The following is an 18,286-nucleotide window of genomic DNA, read 5'->3' as shown; positions in this document are numbered from 1 at the left end:
GCATAGATTTATTTTTTGTGCGACATATAATGTCGCTAATGTGCTTATGATTGTAGATAAATATTAGGTAATTGATTAATATTTAAAAGAAAAGAGAGTAAATATAATAAGAGGGTAAACGTATTTCAAATCTAGATCAGGCATTAAAATTGGCATGTGAACGCCATGCAGGGCAAGTAGATAAGGCAGGACAGGATTATATTCAACATCCATTGCGCGTTATGGAAAATGTTCAACAGCCACATGCCAAGATCTGCGCTGTTCTCCACGATATTTTAGAAGATACACCAACGACAATAGATGAGCTCAAAGTCTTGGGGTTTGAGCAAAAGATAATAGATGCGATTATCGCCGTGACTAAAGTAAATGGTGAAAATCGCTTCCAAGCGGTACAGCGTACTGTTAAAAATCCGATTGCTTGTGAAGTTAAGCTCGCTGATTTGAGCGACAATATGGATTTATCTCGACTCCCAAAAATATCTGCCAAAGATTTGATACGCTATAAACAATATCAAAAGGTCCAAGAAATACTAAAAGAGGCTTATGTAATTCATCAGCATGTAAAAGCTTTAGATCTGGATACTGAATATCCAGAGTTTGAATATGGAAGTATGCGATTTAATTTTCAATATTTACTTAATGCACTATTTGATCAATTGCATCCGCTAGGAGGGAACCAAATTGATAGTCCCCAAGAATGGTGGATTTTATTTGAAGATGCTAGTGAATATTTTGCTTACTGTAAGCGTAAAAAATTAATACCTTCTCCAAAACACTTTATTCAATTATTTAATACGACTGATCGTGATTTTTTCGACAGCTCATTTCAAACATTGGAAGATCAAGATCTCTTGATGGAGATCTACAATAATATTCTTGGTTATCATTTTACGAAGGACCTCGCATGATTTTGAAAGAAGACTTAATGATCGATGGATTACACTACATACTCAAATTTGATCATTACAGTTTTTCCTTCTCTTTAAATAGACTACCTCGTGCCCGAGTGCAGATTAATTACCGTAAACATCCAGAATTAGCTCTATTTAGAGATGACCCCATATATGAAGATCTCAATTTGAAGTTACCCGCCATGAAAGTTTTTAATGCGATTAGTCAGAAAGTTGAAGAACTTATTTATAAGCATGGCATTCATTATTGGTCTTTTAGTGCGACCTCTACGAAAAAAGCCAATGTCTACGAAAAACTTTTAAAGCGATGGATGAGTCGTAACACCATGGTCTTTAAATATGATCGAGTGGAAAATGATTTTTATGTATATGTAGAGAACAATTTTAATGATTTATACCGCTAATATAGCGGATAATTTAATGTAAATTTCATTTTCCGTTTTTGAATCGTACCGGGTTTGTTGGAGGAGTTTATTAAGATAGGCTGCCTGACCTAACACAGCGATTAAATTGAGACTGTAAATTAAATTCTACTTTCTCGCATTTTTTGAGCAGTCAATGTCAACAAGTTCTAATGTAATAGATATACTACATGAAGTAAAAATTATATAATGAAGGGGTAAATAAGATGCCAATGATAATCCAACATATAGACGCAATTGCGAGAAAAAAAGGAAGTGATGTACTTTTTGTTAGTTTTAGTGAAATGACAATAGAAAATCACAATTATAAAGAGTTAACTGAGCGAAATGAATTAATACAATGGCTAAATTATAATAATATTTCATTTGAGTTTTGTTACGGTATGGCTAGTGATAATGTTATACAGCAACCATATCTAGGTAATTTATTCTTAGATGTCAGTTTTGATAAAAATGATCCTTTATATATTAAACTAGAAAAACATTTGGAAAATCGAGATGGAAGTCCAAAAATTCCAGGGGTGCAATTTTTTTATTGTCCATTAGATGTAGCTATGCAAAATTCACATTATGATTCCCCAGATTTTTTTCATGAATAGAATTTTTAACAATAGACCTTGCGGAGTATGCTTTTACCTAATTTTGAATTGGTTAAAACCTTATAAAATATAGTTTGTGACTGTTTAAATTTTGACTAATGCAAGGTCTAATATATTTTTTAAGGCGACTGATGCAAAAATCTATTTTTTGTTAAAGGATGGCTAATCATTGTATTTCAACCGCAGATTATGCACGAATGCTAAAAAATCTGGGATGCAAATATTAACCAAGAAGAAGATCATTTTTTGATTTATGAAAGAAGTCTATAGTAGTATTTGTTTTTTTAGTACTTTATAAAAATATTTGGGGTTAATATGAAACTACATAATGATAATTTAATTTTTTCACCCTCTGATTTAATTTTGTTTTTAGAAAGTCCTTTTGCTTCTTGGATGGAACATTTCAGTCTTATTTCTCCTGAAGCTTTAGATTTAAAAGATCAGGATGATGCAATGATGCTCATGCTTCAGGATAAAGGTGCAGAGCATGAATCATCTGTATTGGAAGGATTGAAGCAACAAGGCTTAACGATTGCGAATATAGGATTAAGTTCAGATAAGAAAGCTGCAACGATACAGGCCATGAAAGAAGGTGCAGATGTTGTTTTTCAGGCTTGTTTGAGTAAAGGTAAGTTTACTGGTTTTGCTGATTTTTTAGTTAAGGTTGCAGGTTCTAGTCAACTTGGGGACTATCATTATGAAATTTGGGACACCAAACTCTCTAAATCACTACAACCTTATTACACCATTCAATTGTGTTGTTATCAGGAAATGATTGCAGCTATTCAAGGCCGTTATTCGAATGATTTTGTCATTATTTTAGGCGATCAAACTCAACAGCGATTGAGAACACAAGAATTTTACTATTACTACCAATCAGTAAAAAATGCCTTTTTGCAATTGCACGAAGAATTCGATTTAGAAAAGTACCCTAATCCTTCTGACTCCAAGTCATGGGGTTGTTGGAGTAATTATGCGAAGCAATTACTTAAAGAGGTAGATCATCTTTCTCAAGTCGCCACAATAACACGCTCGCAAATCAAGAAGCTGAATGCTGATGGTATTCAAACGATGCAAGACTTGATTGATAGTGATAAGCCAAGCATTAAGAGCTTGAATACTGATGTATATAAAAGATTAAAAGCACAGGCCCAAATTCAGCGAAAAAGTGAAGGGCTTACAACGCCTTTATTTGAAATCATTAACACTCATGAAAAACTAGGATTGGCACTATTACCTCAGCACTCTGAAAATGATGTGTACTTCGATATCGAGGGGTTTCCTTTAATTGAAGGGGGGCTTGAGTACCTGTGGGGATGTACATATTTCGATGAAAAAGGTGATCGTAAATTTATAGATTTTTGGGCTCACAATGAAATTGAAGAAAAAATAGCATTTAAATCATTTATCGAATGGGTTTATGCACGTTGGCAGCAAGATCCTACAATGCATATTTACCATTATGCAAACTATGAAATTGCTGCATGTAAGAAGCTCATGTGTCGCTATGGTGTTTGCGAATTTGAAGTAGATCAATTGTTAAGAAATGAAGTTTTTGTTGATTTATACAAGATCGTTAAAAATGGATTGCTGATTGGTGAACCCAAATATTCTATTAAAAATGTAGAACACTTATACCGTGGTAAACGTGAGACAGAAGTGGGTTCGGGGGGTGATTCTGTTGTCGTGTATGAAAATTGGCGACAAAACCCAGATGGTTTGACGTGGCAAGATTCAAAAATTTTAAAAGATATTCGTGACTACAATATTGATGATTGTAACAGTACACAAGAGTTGGTGGATTGGTTAAGAGCCCAACAACAAGATCATCATATTCAGTATCAACCTAAGCAGATTTCATCAGAACCAGAAAAACCTGAAAAAATTGAGAAAGCCCAGCAAATTGTACAATTACGTGATGAACTTTTAGCACAAGCTGAAAAGGCAGATGCCACAGAAGCCAATGTGCTTGAAATGTTGGCATGGTCATTAGAATTTCATCAACGTGAACATAAACCCATGTGGTGGAAGCTATTTGAGCAATTGAGTTCAAACCCTGAAGATTTATATGAAGATTTAGATTGCTTAGTCAATTGTGTTCGCACAGAAAAAGAAGCATTTAAACCACAAGGTGCAAGAAATCTAGTATATGAATATCAATTTGATGTAAATCAGGATTTTAAGTTGGCGAAAGATGGAGGTAATTTTTATCTATTGGGTGAAGTTGATGAAAATGATAAAGCATGTAAAGCAAAGTTTTTATTAGCGCATAGTAATCTTGAAAAAGGTTTAATTTGCTTACAGTCCAAAAATAAATTACCAGATATTGTTCATTTAATACCGGATAGTTATGTGAATGCTGATCCGATTCCAACAGCGATCCAAACTCTTGCACAGAATTATCAAAATAATCAGCTCGAGAACGATGTAATTTTAGAGGTATTAAGACGTAATCTACCTAAAATAAAAGGTTTAAATTCAGGGGAAGCGATTGTAACCAGTCAAGATTCGGGTGAGCGTCTTAATCAAATCATTCGTGCAATTTCAAATTTACAAAATTCTTATTTAATCATTCAAGGTCCACCAGGGGCAGGTAAAACCTACACTGCCAAGCATGTGATTGCTGAATTATTAAAACAAGGGAAACGAGTTGGGATAAGTTCTAATTCACACAAAGCGATTAATAATTTACTAATTGGCACAGCTGAGTACTGCCATAAACAAAATATTGATGCTGATTTTTATTGTACAAAAAATACAGATGATGCGATTGAAGAATTATCGATCCATGAAATCAAGAATAATGAAATCATTAATTATCTAGGCACAACCTGCGTGATAGGGACAACAGCATGGGGCTTTGCGCGAGCAGATTTAAATAAACAATTTGATTACTTGTTTGTAGATGAGGCAGGACAGGTTTCTATGGCAAATCTCATCGCCATGAGTCAATCCACCCATAATATTGTATTAATGGGTGATCAGATGCAATTGGGGCAACCAACACAAGGTACACATCCTGCACAAAGTGGCTTATCAACCTTAGATTATCTGTTGGGTGATCGTGCCACGATTGAAGAAAATAAAGGGATTTTCCTAGCAACAACCTATCGTATGCATTCGAAAGTGAATCAGTTTATTAGTGATGCAATTTATGAAGGCAAATTAAAATCTGATGCGAATACTGATCGACAATGTGTAACAGTTTCTGAAAACTACAATGGATTATTGAATAAAGAGGCAGGTTTAGTCTTTATTCCTGTAGAACATGAGGGAAATGCCCAAGGTAGTGATGAAGAAGTGATTGCTATTCAGAAAGCAGTCAATGAATTATTAGGTCGTACATATACAGATCAAACAGGGCAATCAAGACATATCACTTTAGATGATATGTTGTTTGTAGCCCCGTATAACTTGCAAGTGACTAAGCTAAAAGCCGTATTGGGTGAGCAGGCAAAAGTTGGTAGTGTAGATAAGTTTCAGGGGCAAGAAGCACCGATTGTGTTTTTTAGTATGTGTGCAAGTGATGCCAGTGAGTCACCTCGTGGTATGGATTTTTTATTTGATAAAAACCGTTTAAATGTGGCAATTTCTCGGGCGCAAGCATTGGCGATTGTGGTGGCGAATCCAAAGTTGGCAAATAGTCCTGCAAATCAGGTTAAACAGCAAAGATTGGTAAATGTGTTTTGTCAGTTTTTGGAATATGTAAATTAATATGAATATTGGTAGATAGTTTATGAATAACTTTCAATGGATAAAAGTGTATCAGGAAATCTGTAAGGCATTATTGCACTATAAAGAAGATCAGAAAAAATTATTAGAAATACTGTGGTCATGTGGTGTAGATAAGCAATTTGATAAAAAAGTCGAAAATGGTAAGGAAATAAAAGTAGATTTTGAAGAAGTTGATCCTTTTACAGTATTGTCTTTGATTAGTTATAAAAAGAATAAACAAAGTAATAAATCAAGAGGAATGGTTCAAAAAGCATTAATTGAATTCTTAGGGAAAAATAACAATTTAGATATAGGTGAAGATTTAGATAGTTTATTTTTTGATTGGGATAATCAAGCAATAACTTCAGCTAATCCGAATAATAAATGGTATTTCCCTTATAAAGGAAGATTAGACAATGTGCAGGTCGTTGAAAGAAAAGAAAATCATATTCAAACCATTTGGAATTTTTTTGAAAGATTAGTTAATAATAATGAAGTTAAAGAGGAGGAATTTAAAGAAATTTTGAATCTTGACCTACTTGGTATTACGAATTTGTCGATCGCATTATCATGGATTAAGCCACATGAATATATACACTTGAGTGATAGTGTTAAAAAAAAATATGATTTAGAGAAAATTAAGTCTAAAGATTGGCAGGCTTATAAAGAACTATTAGAAAAACTAAAGGAAGATTTTGGGGATAAACCGATGTATGAAATTCAAGAATTAATCAAAAATAATGGCCAATCTAACAATACTGATTCAAATAACTCTAACTCCATAAAAGTACCTCATCCACTAAACCAAATTCTTTATGGTCCAGCAGGGACAGGTAAGACTTACCACACGATTAATCATGCCTTAGCTATTTTAGATGGTCGTTCTATTGAAGAAGAACAATCAGAAGAAGATAGAAGGACGTTTAAAGAGTATTTAGATGAAGGACGCATAAAATTTGTAACTTTCCATCAAAGCTATGGTTATGAAGAATTTGTCGAAGGTATTCGAGTTGAAACAATCAAAGAAAACCCAGAGGATAAAAATTCAAAAAACATTTTAAATTACGATGTGAAACCAGGAATATTTAAACAAATTTGTGAATCTGCACGAAAAAATCCGAAAGAAAATTATGTTTTGATTATAGACGAAATTAACCGAGGCAATATTTCTAAAATTTTTGGTGAGTTAATTACTTTAATTGAAGAGTCGAAACGAGCAGGTAAGACAGAGGCTTTACCTGTAACTTTACCTTACTCTCCTGAAAAACCTTTTAGCGTACCAAGCAACCTTTATATTATTGGGACGATGAACAGTTCAGACCGTTCATTAACGTCATTAGATTTAGCTTTACGTCGTCGTTTTGAATTTATTGAAATGTTGCCTGATCCAACGGTTTTGGAAGATATAATCATCGGTAGTATCTCAGTAAAGGAATTGCTTGAAATCATCAATAAACGTATAAAAGCCTTGCTAGATCAAGATCACTGTATTGGTCATGCTAATTTTACACATCTGACATCAAACTCTACAGTTCAAGATTTAATGGCTGTTTTTGAAAAGAAAATTATTCCTTTACTACAAGAATATTTCTTCGATGATTGGGAAAAAATAAATTTAGTCTTGGGTGGTAATAGAATGATTATTAAGGATGAAATTAAGAAAGAATTATTCCTTGGAATGATGGATGAAAATCAAATAGAACGATTAAATAGCCGTAGTTGGATAGTCAACAAAGAACTCTTTAAAGGAAAAGAAGACGTTCAAATTAAAGCACTTCAAGCAATTGTATCACCTCAAAGTAAAACGAATGGTGATAGTGCATGACAAAGATTTGGTCATTGCGTGAATACGGTATAGTTGTCGAAGGCAATTGCTTTGATCAAAAGGGACTTGATGAAATTCATGTTCCTACATCGGTCTTTCAAGAACTTGTTGATTTATCGCTACAATTTAAAAAAAACGGCTTGAGTATTCTGCATTTAGAAACACAGCGACGGTTAAAAGTAGATAACTATGTCGGTATCATTCAAACCAAATGTGGCAATGTCATCGAGATTTTACCTAAGCATGTCGAAGATAATCTCGATCAAGAAGCTAACTTAGAGAGCGAGCGTGCGTTACTAAAGAAAATGCTGTTGGCATTGTGGGATTTACCAAAACCACGAGAAGCAGGTCAAGCTAGCCTACAAACTTTTCCCATGCCATTGAATGAATGGTTAATGCAGTACTTTTTAGAGCATTGTGAACAATTGATTCAACGTGGATTGCGCTCCGAATATTCTACGATTGAGGAACAGAGTTCATTTCTTAAAGGGAAGCTAGATGTCACTAAAATGATGCGCCAACCTGTGACTAAACAACATCTATTACCCATTCATTATGATGAGTTCTTACCTAATACTGCACCCAATCGCTTATTAAAATCTGCACTGGAAAAAATCTGTAAACTCACCCAAAACAATGACAATTGGCGTTTAGCGGTTGAGTTAAAAGAACGGATGTCAGGCATTCCACAAAGTGCTATCTATCGGTTGGACTTTCAACAATGGCATACAGGACGTTTATTGGCACATTACGATGCCATTAAACCGTGGTGTCAGATTATCTTAGGAGATGAAATTCCATTTGCACTTTCAGGTGATACGGATGGACTGAGCTTTTTATTTCCTATGGAAAAGTTGTTTGAAGCTTATGTACTGAGTAAGCTAGAAGAACAATACTCAGAGCATTACCAAATCCAAAGGCAGAAGAGTAATAAATATTTGTGCTATCATAATGGAAAAGATAGATTTAATCTTCGGCCAGATATTTACTTTGAAGCGAAAAATAAAAATATTCATAGCAATATGATTTTAGATACAAAATGGAAATTATTGGATCAGAATAGTGAAGACCAACGTTATGGAATCAGCGATGGTGATATGCAGCAAATGTTTGCTTATAGTTATATGTACCTTGAACACGATAGTCCAATAGTTTTGATTTATCCAAAAAGTTCAAAATTTAATGAAGCTTTACCAGAGTTTCAATTAAATAAGCATGAAAGAGATCAAGGAAAAAATCCAGAGATATGGGTTCTACCTTTTGATCTAGATAATGATGAATTAATTGATTTTGATAAGATAGAAAAATTAAGACATTGGAGACTTTTGACTTAAATGTAAGATAGCTAACTTATTATCTGATAGGGGGTGCTTTGAAAGCACAATACTAAAAAATACATCCCTATCTTTTGAATAGTTCAACTGGTCAACAGTATTTTCTAGCAGCGGTAAATAGCCAAATTCTGAAGAAAAATCATAGCTTATTGAAAAATTGAAGGATACTGTTTCAGTATTTGATATCGTATTAAGGTAGGTATTGAGTTGCTGTTCATAACTAATATTGTATTGCAATACCTCATGGATGTTAATGTATCGATATCCATCTTTATATGAGTCAGAATTAAAAAAATCCTGAGAATCAAGATAAGATTCAGTTGAGCAATAAAATTTAATAAAACCACGATAAAGTTTTTCTAAAGCTTGTTGGGATGACATAGATTGGTCATGCTCAAATATTAGAGCATTTAGATCATTTTCTAATTTATTCTTTGAACATACAGGCATGATTAGATGAATTTTATTGCAATTTATTTGTAGATTGTTAAGTTCATCACAGGACTCCAAGATGACAATATGGATTTTATTTTCAGTCTTTCTTGGGATTTGTTCTAAAGTTTTAACTGTAAATAATATAGGGTTTAGTCCATCTTCAAATGGCTTATAAAAATCAAGAGAAATTTTATTATTTGTATAAATAACAATATCTTGCAATGTATTAGAAGCTGTATGGGTCATGTTCTATAATGGTAATCAAAATTTTAAAAAGGTTTTATTCATAGCATGAATGATGTAATAAAGATACTTGTAAACCAAAATTATAATTCAGTTTATATCGTTGGAGATCTTCACGGGTCTTATAGTCTTCTAATGCATGAGCTTCATCTAAATAATTTTGATTTTGAAAATGATCTACTGATCTGCACAGGTGATCTCATCGATAGAGGTAATGAAAATTTAGAATGTATTTCATTACTCGATCAAACATGGTTTTTAACTGTGCGAGGTAATCATGAAGAAATGTGTATTCGAGGGCAACATGATCCTAAAATGAAAGACATGCATGCAAGAAATGGGGGAGCATGGTTTTATAGACAATTTCAAAAGACACGGCAGAGAATTATTGGTCGTTTAGCAAAGTTACCATTGGTGATTGAAGTTGAGCTGAAAGATAAAAAGATAGGTATTGTTCATGCCGACATTGATATTCACGATTGGAATGCCTTTAAGCACAATATTGCACAAGGTGACTACAAGATTTCAGGTGTCAGTTCTGCCTATGCGAACGCGCTGTGGGGGAGAGGACGAATTCGTCAGCATTCCGCTCACTATGATGTTGTCGAAAATATCGATGAAATCTATTTAGGTCATACGATTGTAAAAGAACATACTCAAATCGACAATTGTCACTATATTGATGTAGGCTCTTCTTTTACGAAGAAGCTATGTATCATTAAAGTCCAATAAAAGAAGGTGTAGTGGGGGGAGTAAAGGGGCGGCAGAAGTAGCACTGGATGAACTAGAAGCAAAATGGGGCGAAAATATGGTGTGTTCATTCAGTCATGGCGTACCAAATGGCATCTTCTTTCCCCCTATTTCAAATACCCTAAAGCGATTAGGAAGCCGATTTACACCACCAATGCCGTTGAAGCCGTACATCGTCAATTCCGCAAACTAACCAAAACCAAAGGAGCTTTCCCCAATGAGGATAGTCTGATGAAATTACTGTATATTGGTACTCAACAGGCATCAGAAAAATGGACAATGCCTATTCAGGAATGGTGAACCGTACCGGGTTTGTCGGAGAGTCAATATTCTGAGATGAGAAGCTTTGCTTCGCAAGACGTAGCGAAGCGTAGTGTCCCGATGACAAAATTAAAATATACCCCTGAAATCAGAGAAAGAGCGGTTCAATTATTGATTGAATCTGAAAAAGATTATCCTTCTACTTGGGCTGCAATCACAGCAATTGCGCCTAAGATTAGTTGTACTCCTGAAACACTTCGCGCCTGGCATCAGCGGATGTACAACTTGCGACACTAAACTGGGTAGATTGGTTCAATAAAAAGCGTGTACACAGTGCACTGGGTTATGTATCGCCTTTTGAGTTTGAAGCAAGGTACTATGATAAGATTAACCCGTTAGGTCAGGTGGCCTAACTTAAATAAAAAAGTCTCCGACAAACCCGGTACGGTTCACTTTCCCACTAATACGAATAATTATCTTTCAATCTTTGCGCTATTTCTTTATATTTATGAAGTTTTACCTAACTATATAAATATTGAGGGATTTTTGTGAAACATTTTTTTCTTATACTAACTTTTGGGTTGTTAATCACTACACTTTCAGGATGTGCAACATCTCGTGGACTTATCCAAGTTCCAACCTCTAATCAAGTTTCTACACAAGAGGCCAGTAATTCTAAAAAAGTGATTATTGCACTTGTTGAAGATGAAAGGTCTTTTCAAGATAAACCACCAACTGCTGATATCCCATCTTTAAAAGGTGGTTTAGCAAAGGCTACGGCTGAAGAAAAAGCAAAAGCTGTAGCTCGAAAGCGTAACGGTTATGGAAAAGCTTTAGGTGATATTCTTTTAGAGAAAGAAACGGTTTCTGAATTATTAAAGAAACGTACAACTCTAGCACTTAAGAAATCAGGCTATGAAGTTCTTGAAGATAATGCTGCCAATCGGGCGAATGCAGACCTAGTTTTGAATATTAAAATTAATAAATTCTGGTCTTGGTTCCAGCCAGGATTTGCATCTATTAAAATCCATTCTGAAATTGATACCGATATCTTCAATACGAAGAAATCGCCAGCTGAACCTATTCACGTTTACAGCAAAGTTGTTAGATCAGCACAGGTAGCCAATGGTACAAAATGGATTGAAAATATTGATAATGTTTTGAATGACTATGAAGCTAAATTAATTTTATCTTTGCCTAGAGTTACCCCCTAATAAATCATTTTAGATCCAAATTATAGACTCTTAGAATAAAGCTCTTTTAGAAGAGCTTTATCATTTTATCTATCTGTTAGATTTCCCAGTCTACATTCAACTTCACATAGGCTTTGTTGCACAAACCTATCTGTAAAGGCTTTTTCAGCAATATAATTTTCAAATGAAGAAGCTTACATACAAAATCTACCGCACAACCAATTGGTCAGCATATAACCAAGCACTCTTTAATCGTGGGAATATTGACATTTGGTTCGATCCAAAAACACAATGGCATGCAGAACCGCAAGGCAAATAAGGTCTAAGTAAAACTTACTCCGACATAGCGATTCAATGTATTTGATGATCAAATCTCTATTTAGACTCACTTTACACAGGGTTACTGGCTTTGTTCAAAACTTAATTAAACTTTGCGGATTGGACAGCACCAGATTACAGTATGCTTTGTAGAAGACAAAAGCATATTGATATTGCAATTAGTTATCAGAAAAACAGTGATGGGCTTCATCTACTCGTAGACTCTACAGGCATGAAGTTTGTGAATGTACAATGAGGTCCTTAGCTGGTTTTTGATTGTGAATAGCCATATTCGATGCATCACAAACAAGCTTGGCTGTCATACGCTCATTTAAGCTGTAGCCAACCACTTGTTTCGTGTAAACGTCTTTTACAACTATTAAGTACAACAAGCCTTCAGTCGTCCATATATACGTAATATCACTCAATCACGCTTGGTTTGGTTTAATCATTGAGAATTGTTGCTCAAGCAAATTTGGATAGATCGCTCAGTTATGGTCACTGTTCGTCGTTCTTTTGAAACGTTTGTGGTACTTACAATGCAGCTGATTTAACTTTTTTATCTGACATACTGCATATGTACTAATTTTTACGACCTGAGCCTGTAAATGCTTGGTTAAGCGAATATAGTCATAGCTCTGTTTCGTTTATTTGTGCGCTATTTTGACCAAATTTGTTTGTTGATTTCGCTGAACTAATCGTTTATTCACACCTCGTTTTAGCCAATTATAAAAGTGTGAAACTAATACATGAAGTAATCGTGCCATCAAAATAATCGGCAATCAGTGTTTTTGCGATTTCATATAGGCGTACCTTACTGACGTACTTTGGCAAAGTACGCTGCTGCCTTTTTTAGAAATTTACGTTCCATTTCAGCGGATTTAAGCTGTTTGTTTAAGTTGCTTATTTTCTTCGAGCAAAGCGTTTAGGTCAGGTGAATACTGTTTAGTACCAGCTAAAGTCCCTGCCTTTGCCTTATTGTTCCAATGCGAAAGGGTCTGCATGGAAATGCCGAGTTCTCTAACTGTTTCGGATACATTGCCTTGATTGGCTTCTAATGCTTTGATGGCTTCAGATTTAAGTTCTACCGTATACGTCTTGTGTTTCTAGCTCATGGTAAACTCCTGATGAGTATGTATAGTTTACCAAGTTAAAACCTCCTGTTTTTTCAGCATACAGCAATTGATAATTGAATGGATTTCACAGTTTTATTTTTGAAAACAACATGGTTTTGTTATTTTTTGTGAAAAATTTAACTCGGTGTTATAATTACACACCTGATAATTGTCAATTTTTTAATTACTGATCATGATGATGCAACTCCACGTGTCCCACTTAAATCTAAGTTCGATTGATCAAGTGTTATCAGCTATACAACACATTCCTGCGATGCAACGCCGGCGCTTATCGCGCCTAGCAAAGCTGGCTATGAATAGTGCAATACAGACTTTAAATACACACAAAGTCGATTATATTGTTTGGGTGTCGCAATATGGTGATGAAGCCAAAACGCTGAATATATTAGAAGATGTCTTGAGAGGGCAAACGCCTTCACCGACTCAATTTTCAACCTCGGTACATAATGCAATTTCAGGCTTATATTCTATTTTATGTCAGGATGCGACACCTGCGACCAGTTTGGCAGGTTCGTGGAATGATGGGTTGATTGAAGCTTATGCATGGTTAAAAACAAGGCCAGAAGCCTGTCAGGTTTTGCTGGTGTATTATGATGAAGCCTTGCCTGAAATGTATATCGAGCATCAGCCATTTTCTGCTTTTGCGATGGCAGCGATGATTTCATTAGCGCCTGCAAATTTGATATTGATGCCAAAGCATACGAATGCAACGCCAGCCTATCAGCAAGCTTTAGCATTTAACACGTTTTGGACTAATCCTGAGCAAACTGAATCTGAAGCGTGGACGAAATGCTGAAATTAAATCGAATCAAGCAAAAAGCCAACTATGCATGGCGGGTTGGGGCGACAGGATTTAGCTTTGCCAGCTTTGGCTTAGGCGGTGTGGCGATTGGCGGTTTGGTTGCCCCTCTGGTTAAGCTGAGTTCGTCTGATCTGGATGTCCGAAAACAGCGCACTCAAAAGGTGATTAAACACAGTTTTAAAGGTTTCACCGAAATGATGGTGAAACTGGGCATTATGACTTATACGGTTGAAGGTTTAGAGAAATTAAAAAACAGTCAACAGGAGTTGGTGATTGCCAATCATCCGACACTGATTGACGTGGTGGTTTTAATTGGTTTAATGGAGCAAGCAAACTGTGTCGTTAAGCAGGCACTGTGGTCAAATCCATTTACCAAAGGTCCTGTGCAAAGTGCGGGCTATATTTTAAATGCGGGTTCTGAACAATTTATTCAGGACTGTGTACACAAATTGCAGCAGGATCATGCCGCGTCCTTGTTGATCTTTCCTGAGGGAACAAGAACAGCAAAAGGTGAGCAGTTGAACGAGTTTCAGCGCGGCGCAGCCAATATTGCACTAAGGGCAGGGGTACCGATTCGGCCTGTGCTAATTAGCTGTACGCCCTCGACACTCACCAAAAACGAAAAATGGTATCACATTCCAGAACAGCCTTTTCATATCCATGTAAAAGTCTTGGATGCGATCCAAGTGGAAGACGTATTGGATGACGTAACGGTTAATCCAAAAAATGTACGTCAATTAAATCAACAATTACAATGGTTTTTTAACCAAGAGTTATCCCTAAATGACGAATCTTGCTGATGAATTAAAGCAAATGATTATTGATGTCCTTGCCCTTGAAGACATCAGTATTGAAGACATTGATACAGACGCGCCTTTGTTTGGCGATGGTCTAGGTTTGGACTCGATTGATGCCCTTGAATTAGGCTTGGCATTGAAAAAACGTTATGGCATTCATTTGAATGCAGAGTCTGCAGAAACCAAAGAACATTTTAAATCAATTCAAAGCTTAGTGGCTTTGGTTGAAGCACAGAAAACAGCATAAGAGGTTGCTATGCTTGCACAAGAAACCGTGTTAGAAAAATTACGTGAATGGATGGAAGAGTTGTTTGAAATTGCGCCTGAAGATGTGCAATTAGAGTCAAACCTAGCTTCAGACCTCGATGTTGACAGTATTGATGCCATTGATTTGGTGGTAAAAATTAAAGAGTTGACAGGCAAACAAGTCAACCCTGAAGATTTTAAAAATGTGCGCACCATTCAAGATGTGGTGGTCGTGATTCAGAATATGTCAGTTGCATGAACAACATCTTAAAAGGGGTAGCAGGGATCGGTTTGATCCTCTATCCTTTTTTTGTCGCTTATGCTTTGGCACATGGACAGTATGTCTGGGTCAGTGCGGTATTGATTGTACTGGGCATTTTACGTCTCTTGAGTAAGGGCAATGCCCTGCTGTGGCCATTGACAGGTTTTGCCATTTTATGTGGCGGGCTGAGTTTGATTTTAAAAGATCATGCGTGGCTTAAACTCTATCCTGTCTTTATGAGTCTTGGGGCGCTGTTTATTTTTGCCAGCACCTTGATTCGACCGCCTTCAATGATTGAGCGTTTTGCACGTTTGGCAGAGCCTAATCTGCCAGAAGAAGGAGTCGAATGGACCCGTCAAGTGACCAAAGTTTGGTGTGGTTTTTTTTGCATCAATGCGGTCATTGCCCTGATCACTGTTTTCTTTGCACCGATGAAAATTTGGGTGATGTATAACGGCTTGATCTCTTATGTCTTGATGGGTGGACTGTTACTGGGTGAGTTTGTGTTGCGTAAACGCCAGCAACGACTGCATCAGGCACAGAAATAACAGCATTTCCGTCAGGGCAACTGAAACAGTGGCCTCGAACTATAGCGATTAGAAATACGGTTTTTAAAAACAAATTTTATGTCTTGTCATTTTCAACACCATCTCCATTCATCGCGTCCCTTGTGTATTCAGGCGGACTCAAGTTTTGTGTCCTTTCACACTTTTTGGTTGGATGTAGCTGAGCAGGCTACGCAAATTCAGCAGTTGGAACAGCCAGTATGGGCGCTTTGGGAACAAGACAGTTATGAGTTTTTGGTATTGTTGTTTGCAGCCTTGCAAGCAGCTAAGCAAGTGCTGTTGCCGCCGCATCGGGTCAGCGACTTAGAAAAAGAATTGGCTGAACAGCAGATTTATTTTTTAAAACGTTTGCCGTCGACAGCCGCGTCAACCTTTGAGCTTCAATTTGATGCTGCCTTTCTCAATCAGGCACAGCTGTATTTCTATACTTCGGGTTCAACAGGGCAGCCGAAAAAGATTCCGCGCACCTTGCAACAATTGTTCAATGAAGTCTGTGGTTTGGAAGCCAGTTTTGATTTGCCTGAGCGGGCAGTTGCGATTGCCACGGTGAGTCATCAACATATTTATGGTTTGTTGTTTAAGTTGTTGTGGCCCTTAGCCAGTGGACGCAGTTTCTATCAAAAACAACAGGCTTTCCCTGAAGATGTGGTCGATCTTCAAAAGAAAATTGCCCATCTGCAACTGCCCAATTACCTGATTTCAAGTCCTGCATTGTTGAAGCGCTGGACCACAGATGTAGTGTTGCAAGACTGCCATCGGGTCTATTCCTCTGGTGGAAAGTTGGATGCAGGCGTGCGTCCTTTGCTGAACCGTCCGATTACTGAAGTGTTTGGTAGTTCTGAAACAGGCGGGATTGCTCACCGTCAGGCGGATGATGCACTATGGACACCCTTTGCCAATGTCGAAATTAACTGCGCCGAGCAGCAAGAGTTAGCCGTTAAAACCAACCATGCCTATAGCGAGGATTGGATTCTGACGGGAGATAAAGTGCAGGTTATGGATGCAGATAATCCCAAAAGTTCGTTTCAGTTGTTGGGGCGTTTGGACCGCATTGTCAAACTCGAAGAAAAGCGGTTAAGTCTCGATGCGATTGAAGCAAAAATCGCTGAGTTGGCAGAAATACAGCAGTGCCATGTTTTAATTCATGAAAAAGAACAGCGTCAGATGTTGGCGGTGGTGGCAGTGTTAACGGATGATGCAAGGGCGCTGCTCATTGAAAAGGGTAAAGCTGCCTTTACCGCACAGCTGAAAAAACACTTACAACTGAAATTGGAAAGTATCGCGATTCCGCGGCAGTGGCGGTTTTTAACGCAAATGCCACAAAATGCACAATCGAAGCTGAACAAACAGTATTTAAAATCACTCTTTCAGCCGATGACTCTGCCTGTGGTATTGACACAGCAGTCACAGGATATGCAGATCACTTATGCTTTGGAGTTTGTGCCTGAGCTGGAATGCTTTAAAGGGCATTTTCCGAACTTCCCGATTTATCCGGGCGTAGGGCAAATTGGATTTATTCAACATTTTGCCAAACAAAACTGGGCAGATTTACTGTGGTGCAATGGTTTTGAGCAGTTAAAATTTCAAGGACTGATCCAACCCTATCAAACGCTGGAACTGGTGCTCAGCCGTAAAGCACATAAGATCAGTTTTGAGCTGAAAAATCATGACAAAATATTGGCATCAGGACGTTTGCTGTTTGCTGTCCCTGTAGACGTTTAAGCCGAGAGACAAAAATGAAACACTGCTTTGTGATTCCTGTGTATAACCATCCGCATTATTTGGCTGCGTTACTGTCACATTTAAGCGCTTTTGAGTTACCCATTATTATGGTGAATGATGGCAGTGATGCTGATTGTACAACAGTGTTACATCAGCTTGAGCAGGACTACCCAAGGGTCGATTTGGTTGAACATACCCACAATCAAGGGAAGGGGCAGGCGGTGATCACGGGTCTCAAGCATGCCTTTCAATGTGGCTATAGCCATGCTTTGCAACTGGATGCGGATGGACAACATGATTGGCAGGATGTGCAACGCTTTTTAGACACCTCTATCCAGCATCCCGAAGCCATGATTATTGGTCAGCCGATCTTTGATGCGACTGTTCCAAAAAAACGTCTCTATGGACGTTATGCAACCCATATTTGGGTGTGGATTAACAGTCTGTCTTTTGACATTAAAGACAGCATGTGTGGCTTTCGTGTTTATCCTTTGGCGCAGACGGTGAACATTCTAAATACAGCCAAGTTTCAACCGCGGATGGGCTTTGACTCGGAAATTTTGGTGCGTTTGAAATGGGATAATGTGCCGTTTATCAATTTGCCCACGCATGTCGTTTACCCTGAAGGTGGCATTTCACATTTTGATGTTTGGCGTGACAATTTGGGCATGGCGCGCGCGCATAGTCGCTTGTTAGGTGGCATGCTGCTGCGGTTCCCCAAACTGATTTATCAGAAAGTTAAAGGCTAAG

At 37.1% G+C, this 18,286-nt stretch carries 15 protein-coding genes and 6 pseudogenes; 19 read left to right on the top strand and 2 right to left on the bottom strand.

Annotated elements, in window-relative coordinates:
• Positions 1 to 122: 122 nt before the first annotated feature.
• The 6 genes and pseudogenes from FTU06_RS16860 to FTU06_RS08310 all read left to right on the top strand — a co-directional run.
• Positions 123 to 533, top strand: a pseudogene (locus FTU06_RS16860) (guanosine-3',5'-bis(diphosphate) 3'-pyrophosphohydrolase); the annotation flags it as partial.
• Positions 534 to 1,093: 560 nt separating this feature from the next.
• On the top strand, positions 1,094 to 1,315 hold the full coding sequence (locus FTU06_RS16855; protein ID WP_257234345.1) for a hypothetical protein: 222 nt from the start codon (positions 1,094 to 1,096) through the stop codon (positions 1,313 to 1,315).
• 224 nt (positions 1,316 to 1,539) lie between these two features.
• Positions 1,540 to 1,932, top strand: a complete 393-nt coding sequence (locus tag FTU06_RS08325) for a hypothetical protein (protein ID WP_241345464.1) — start codon at positions 1,540 to 1,542, stop codon at positions 1,930 to 1,932.
• A 315-nt stretch (positions 1,933 to 2,247) separates the two neighbouring features.
• Positions 2,248 to 5,646, top strand: a complete 3,399-nt coding sequence (locus FTU06_RS08320; protein ID WP_180145983.1) for a TM0106 family RecB-like putative nuclease — start codon at positions 2,248 to 2,250, stop codon at positions 5,644 to 5,646.
• A gap of 22 nt (positions 5,647 to 5,668) precedes the next feature.
• Positions 5,669 to 7,471, top strand: a complete 1,803-nt coding sequence (locus FTU06_RS08315) for an McrB family protein (protein WP_180145980.1) — start codon at positions 5,669 to 5,671, stop codon at positions 7,469 to 7,471.
• A complete protein-coding gene (locus FTU06_RS08310; RefSeq protein ID WP_180145977.1) occupies positions 7,468 to 8,805 on the top strand; it encodes an McrC family protein in 1,338 nt (445 codons plus the stop codon). The genes FTU06_RS08315 and FTU06_RS08310 overlap by 4 nt, the downstream gene beginning before the upstream one ends.
• Here FTU06_RS08310 and FTU06_RS08305 read toward each other — a convergent pair.
• On the bottom strand, positions 8,779 to 9,486 hold the full coding sequence (locus FTU06_RS08305) for a hypothetical protein (protein ID WP_180145974.1): 708 nt from the start codon (positions 9,484 to 9,486) through the stop codon (positions 8,779 to 8,781). The two genes, FTU06_RS08310 and FTU06_RS08305, sit on opposite strands and share 27 nt — an antisense overlap.
• A gap of 45 nt (positions 9,487 to 9,531) precedes the next feature.
• On the opposite strand from FTU06_RS08305, the gene FTU06_RS08300 reads away from it, so the two are divergent.
• The 6 genes and pseudogenes from FTU06_RS08300 to FTU06_RS08275 all read left to right on the top strand — a co-directional run.
• Positions 9,532 to 10,215 (top strand): metallophosphoesterase, encoded by a 684-nt coding sequence (locus tag FTU06_RS08300; protein ID WP_180145971.1) that lies wholly within the window; start codon positions 9,532 to 9,534, stop codon positions 10,213 to 10,215.
• 28 nt (positions 10,216 to 10,243) lie between these two features.
• Positions 10,244 to 10,533, top strand: a pseudogene (locus FTU06_RS08295) (transposase); the annotation flags it as partial.
• 81 nt (positions 10,534 to 10,614) lie between these two features.
• Positions 10,615 to 10,764: pseudogene (locus FTU06_RS08290) on the top strand (IS3 family transposase); the annotation flags it as partial.
• A 2-nt stretch (positions 10,765 to 10,766) separates the two neighbouring features.
• A pseudogene (locus tag FTU06_RS08285) lies at positions 10,767 to 10,907 on the top strand (integrase core domain-containing protein); the annotation flags it as partial.
• A 135-nt stretch (positions 10,908 to 11,042) separates the two neighbouring features.
• Positions 11,043 to 11,708, top strand: a complete 666-nt coding sequence (locus FTU06_RS08280) for a flagellar biosynthesis protein (protein WP_180003145.1) — start codon at positions 11,043 to 11,045, stop codon at positions 11,706 to 11,708.
• A 163-nt stretch (positions 11,709 to 11,871) separates the two neighbouring features.
• A pseudogene (locus tag FTU06_RS08275) lies at positions 11,872 to 12,249 on the top strand (transposase); the annotation flags it as partial.
• On the opposite strand, the pseudogene FTU06_RS08270 reads toward FTU06_RS08275, so the two are convergent.
• A pseudogene (locus FTU06_RS08270) lies at positions 12,248 to 13,111 on the bottom strand (IS3 family transposase); the annotation flags it as partial. The pseudogenes FTU06_RS08275 and FTU06_RS08270 sit on opposite strands and share 2 nt — an antisense overlap.
• A gap of 205 nt (positions 13,112 to 13,316) precedes the next feature.
• On the opposite strand from FTU06_RS08270, the gene FTU06_RS08265 reads away from it, so the two are divergent.
• From FTU06_RS08265 to FTU06_RS08235, 7 genes are all read left to right on the top strand, one after another.
• Positions 13,317 to 13,937, top strand: a complete 621-nt coding sequence (locus FTU06_RS08265; RefSeq protein ID WP_180007391.1) for a beta-ketoacyl synthase chain length factor — start codon at positions 13,317 to 13,319, stop codon at positions 13,935 to 13,937.
• Positions 13,931 to 14,743, top strand: a complete 813-nt coding sequence (locus FTU06_RS08260) for a 1-acyl-sn-glycerol-3-phosphate acyltransferase (RefSeq protein ID WP_005090856.1) — start codon at positions 13,931 to 13,933, stop codon at positions 14,741 to 14,743. The genes FTU06_RS08265 and FTU06_RS08260 overlap by 7 nt, the downstream gene beginning before the upstream one ends.
• Complete coding sequence (locus tag FTU06_RS08255; protein WP_005090854.1) at positions 14,727 to 14,987, top strand: phosphopantetheine-binding protein; 261 nt, start codon at positions 14,727 to 14,729, stop codon at positions 14,985 to 14,987. Before FTU06_RS08260 ends, FTU06_RS08255 begins: the two co-directional genes overlap by 17 nt.
• A 9-nt stretch (positions 14,988 to 14,996) precedes the next feature.
• Positions 14,997 to 15,245, top strand: coding sequence for an acyl carrier protein (locus FTU06_RS08250; RefSeq protein WP_005090852.1), 249 nt, complete (start codon positions 14,997 to 14,999; stop codon positions 15,243 to 15,245).
• Positions 15,242 to 15,796, top strand: coding sequence for a septation protein IspZ (locus FTU06_RS08245; protein ID WP_005090850.1), 555 nt, complete (start codon positions 15,242 to 15,244; stop codon positions 15,794 to 15,796). The genes FTU06_RS08250 and FTU06_RS08245 overlap by 4 nt, the downstream gene beginning before the upstream one ends.
• 78 nt (positions 15,797 to 15,874) lie before the next feature.
• Complete coding sequence (locus FTU06_RS08240; protein WP_180007370.1) at positions 15,875 to 17,536, top strand: AMP-binding protein; 1,662 nt, start codon at positions 15,875 to 15,877, stop codon at positions 17,534 to 17,536.
• A gap of 14 nt (positions 17,537 to 17,550) precedes the next feature.
• Positions 17,551 to 18,285 carry a glycosyltransferase family 2 protein gene (locus FTU06_RS08235; protein ID WP_168369547.1) on the top strand — a complete coding sequence of 245 codons (735 nt, stop codon included), beginning with the start codon at positions 17,551 to 17,553 and terminating at the stop codon, positions 18,283 to 18,285.
• Position 18,286 lies beyond the last annotated feature (1 nt).

This window comes from Acinetobacter sp. YH12052 (assembly GCF_013419835.1).
GTDB classification, from domain to species: Bacteria; Pseudomonadota; Gammaproteobacteria; order Pseudomonadales; family Moraxellaceae; genus Acinetobacter; species Acinetobacter amyesii.
This window is presented reverse-complemented; position numbering and strand designations above follow the sequence as displayed.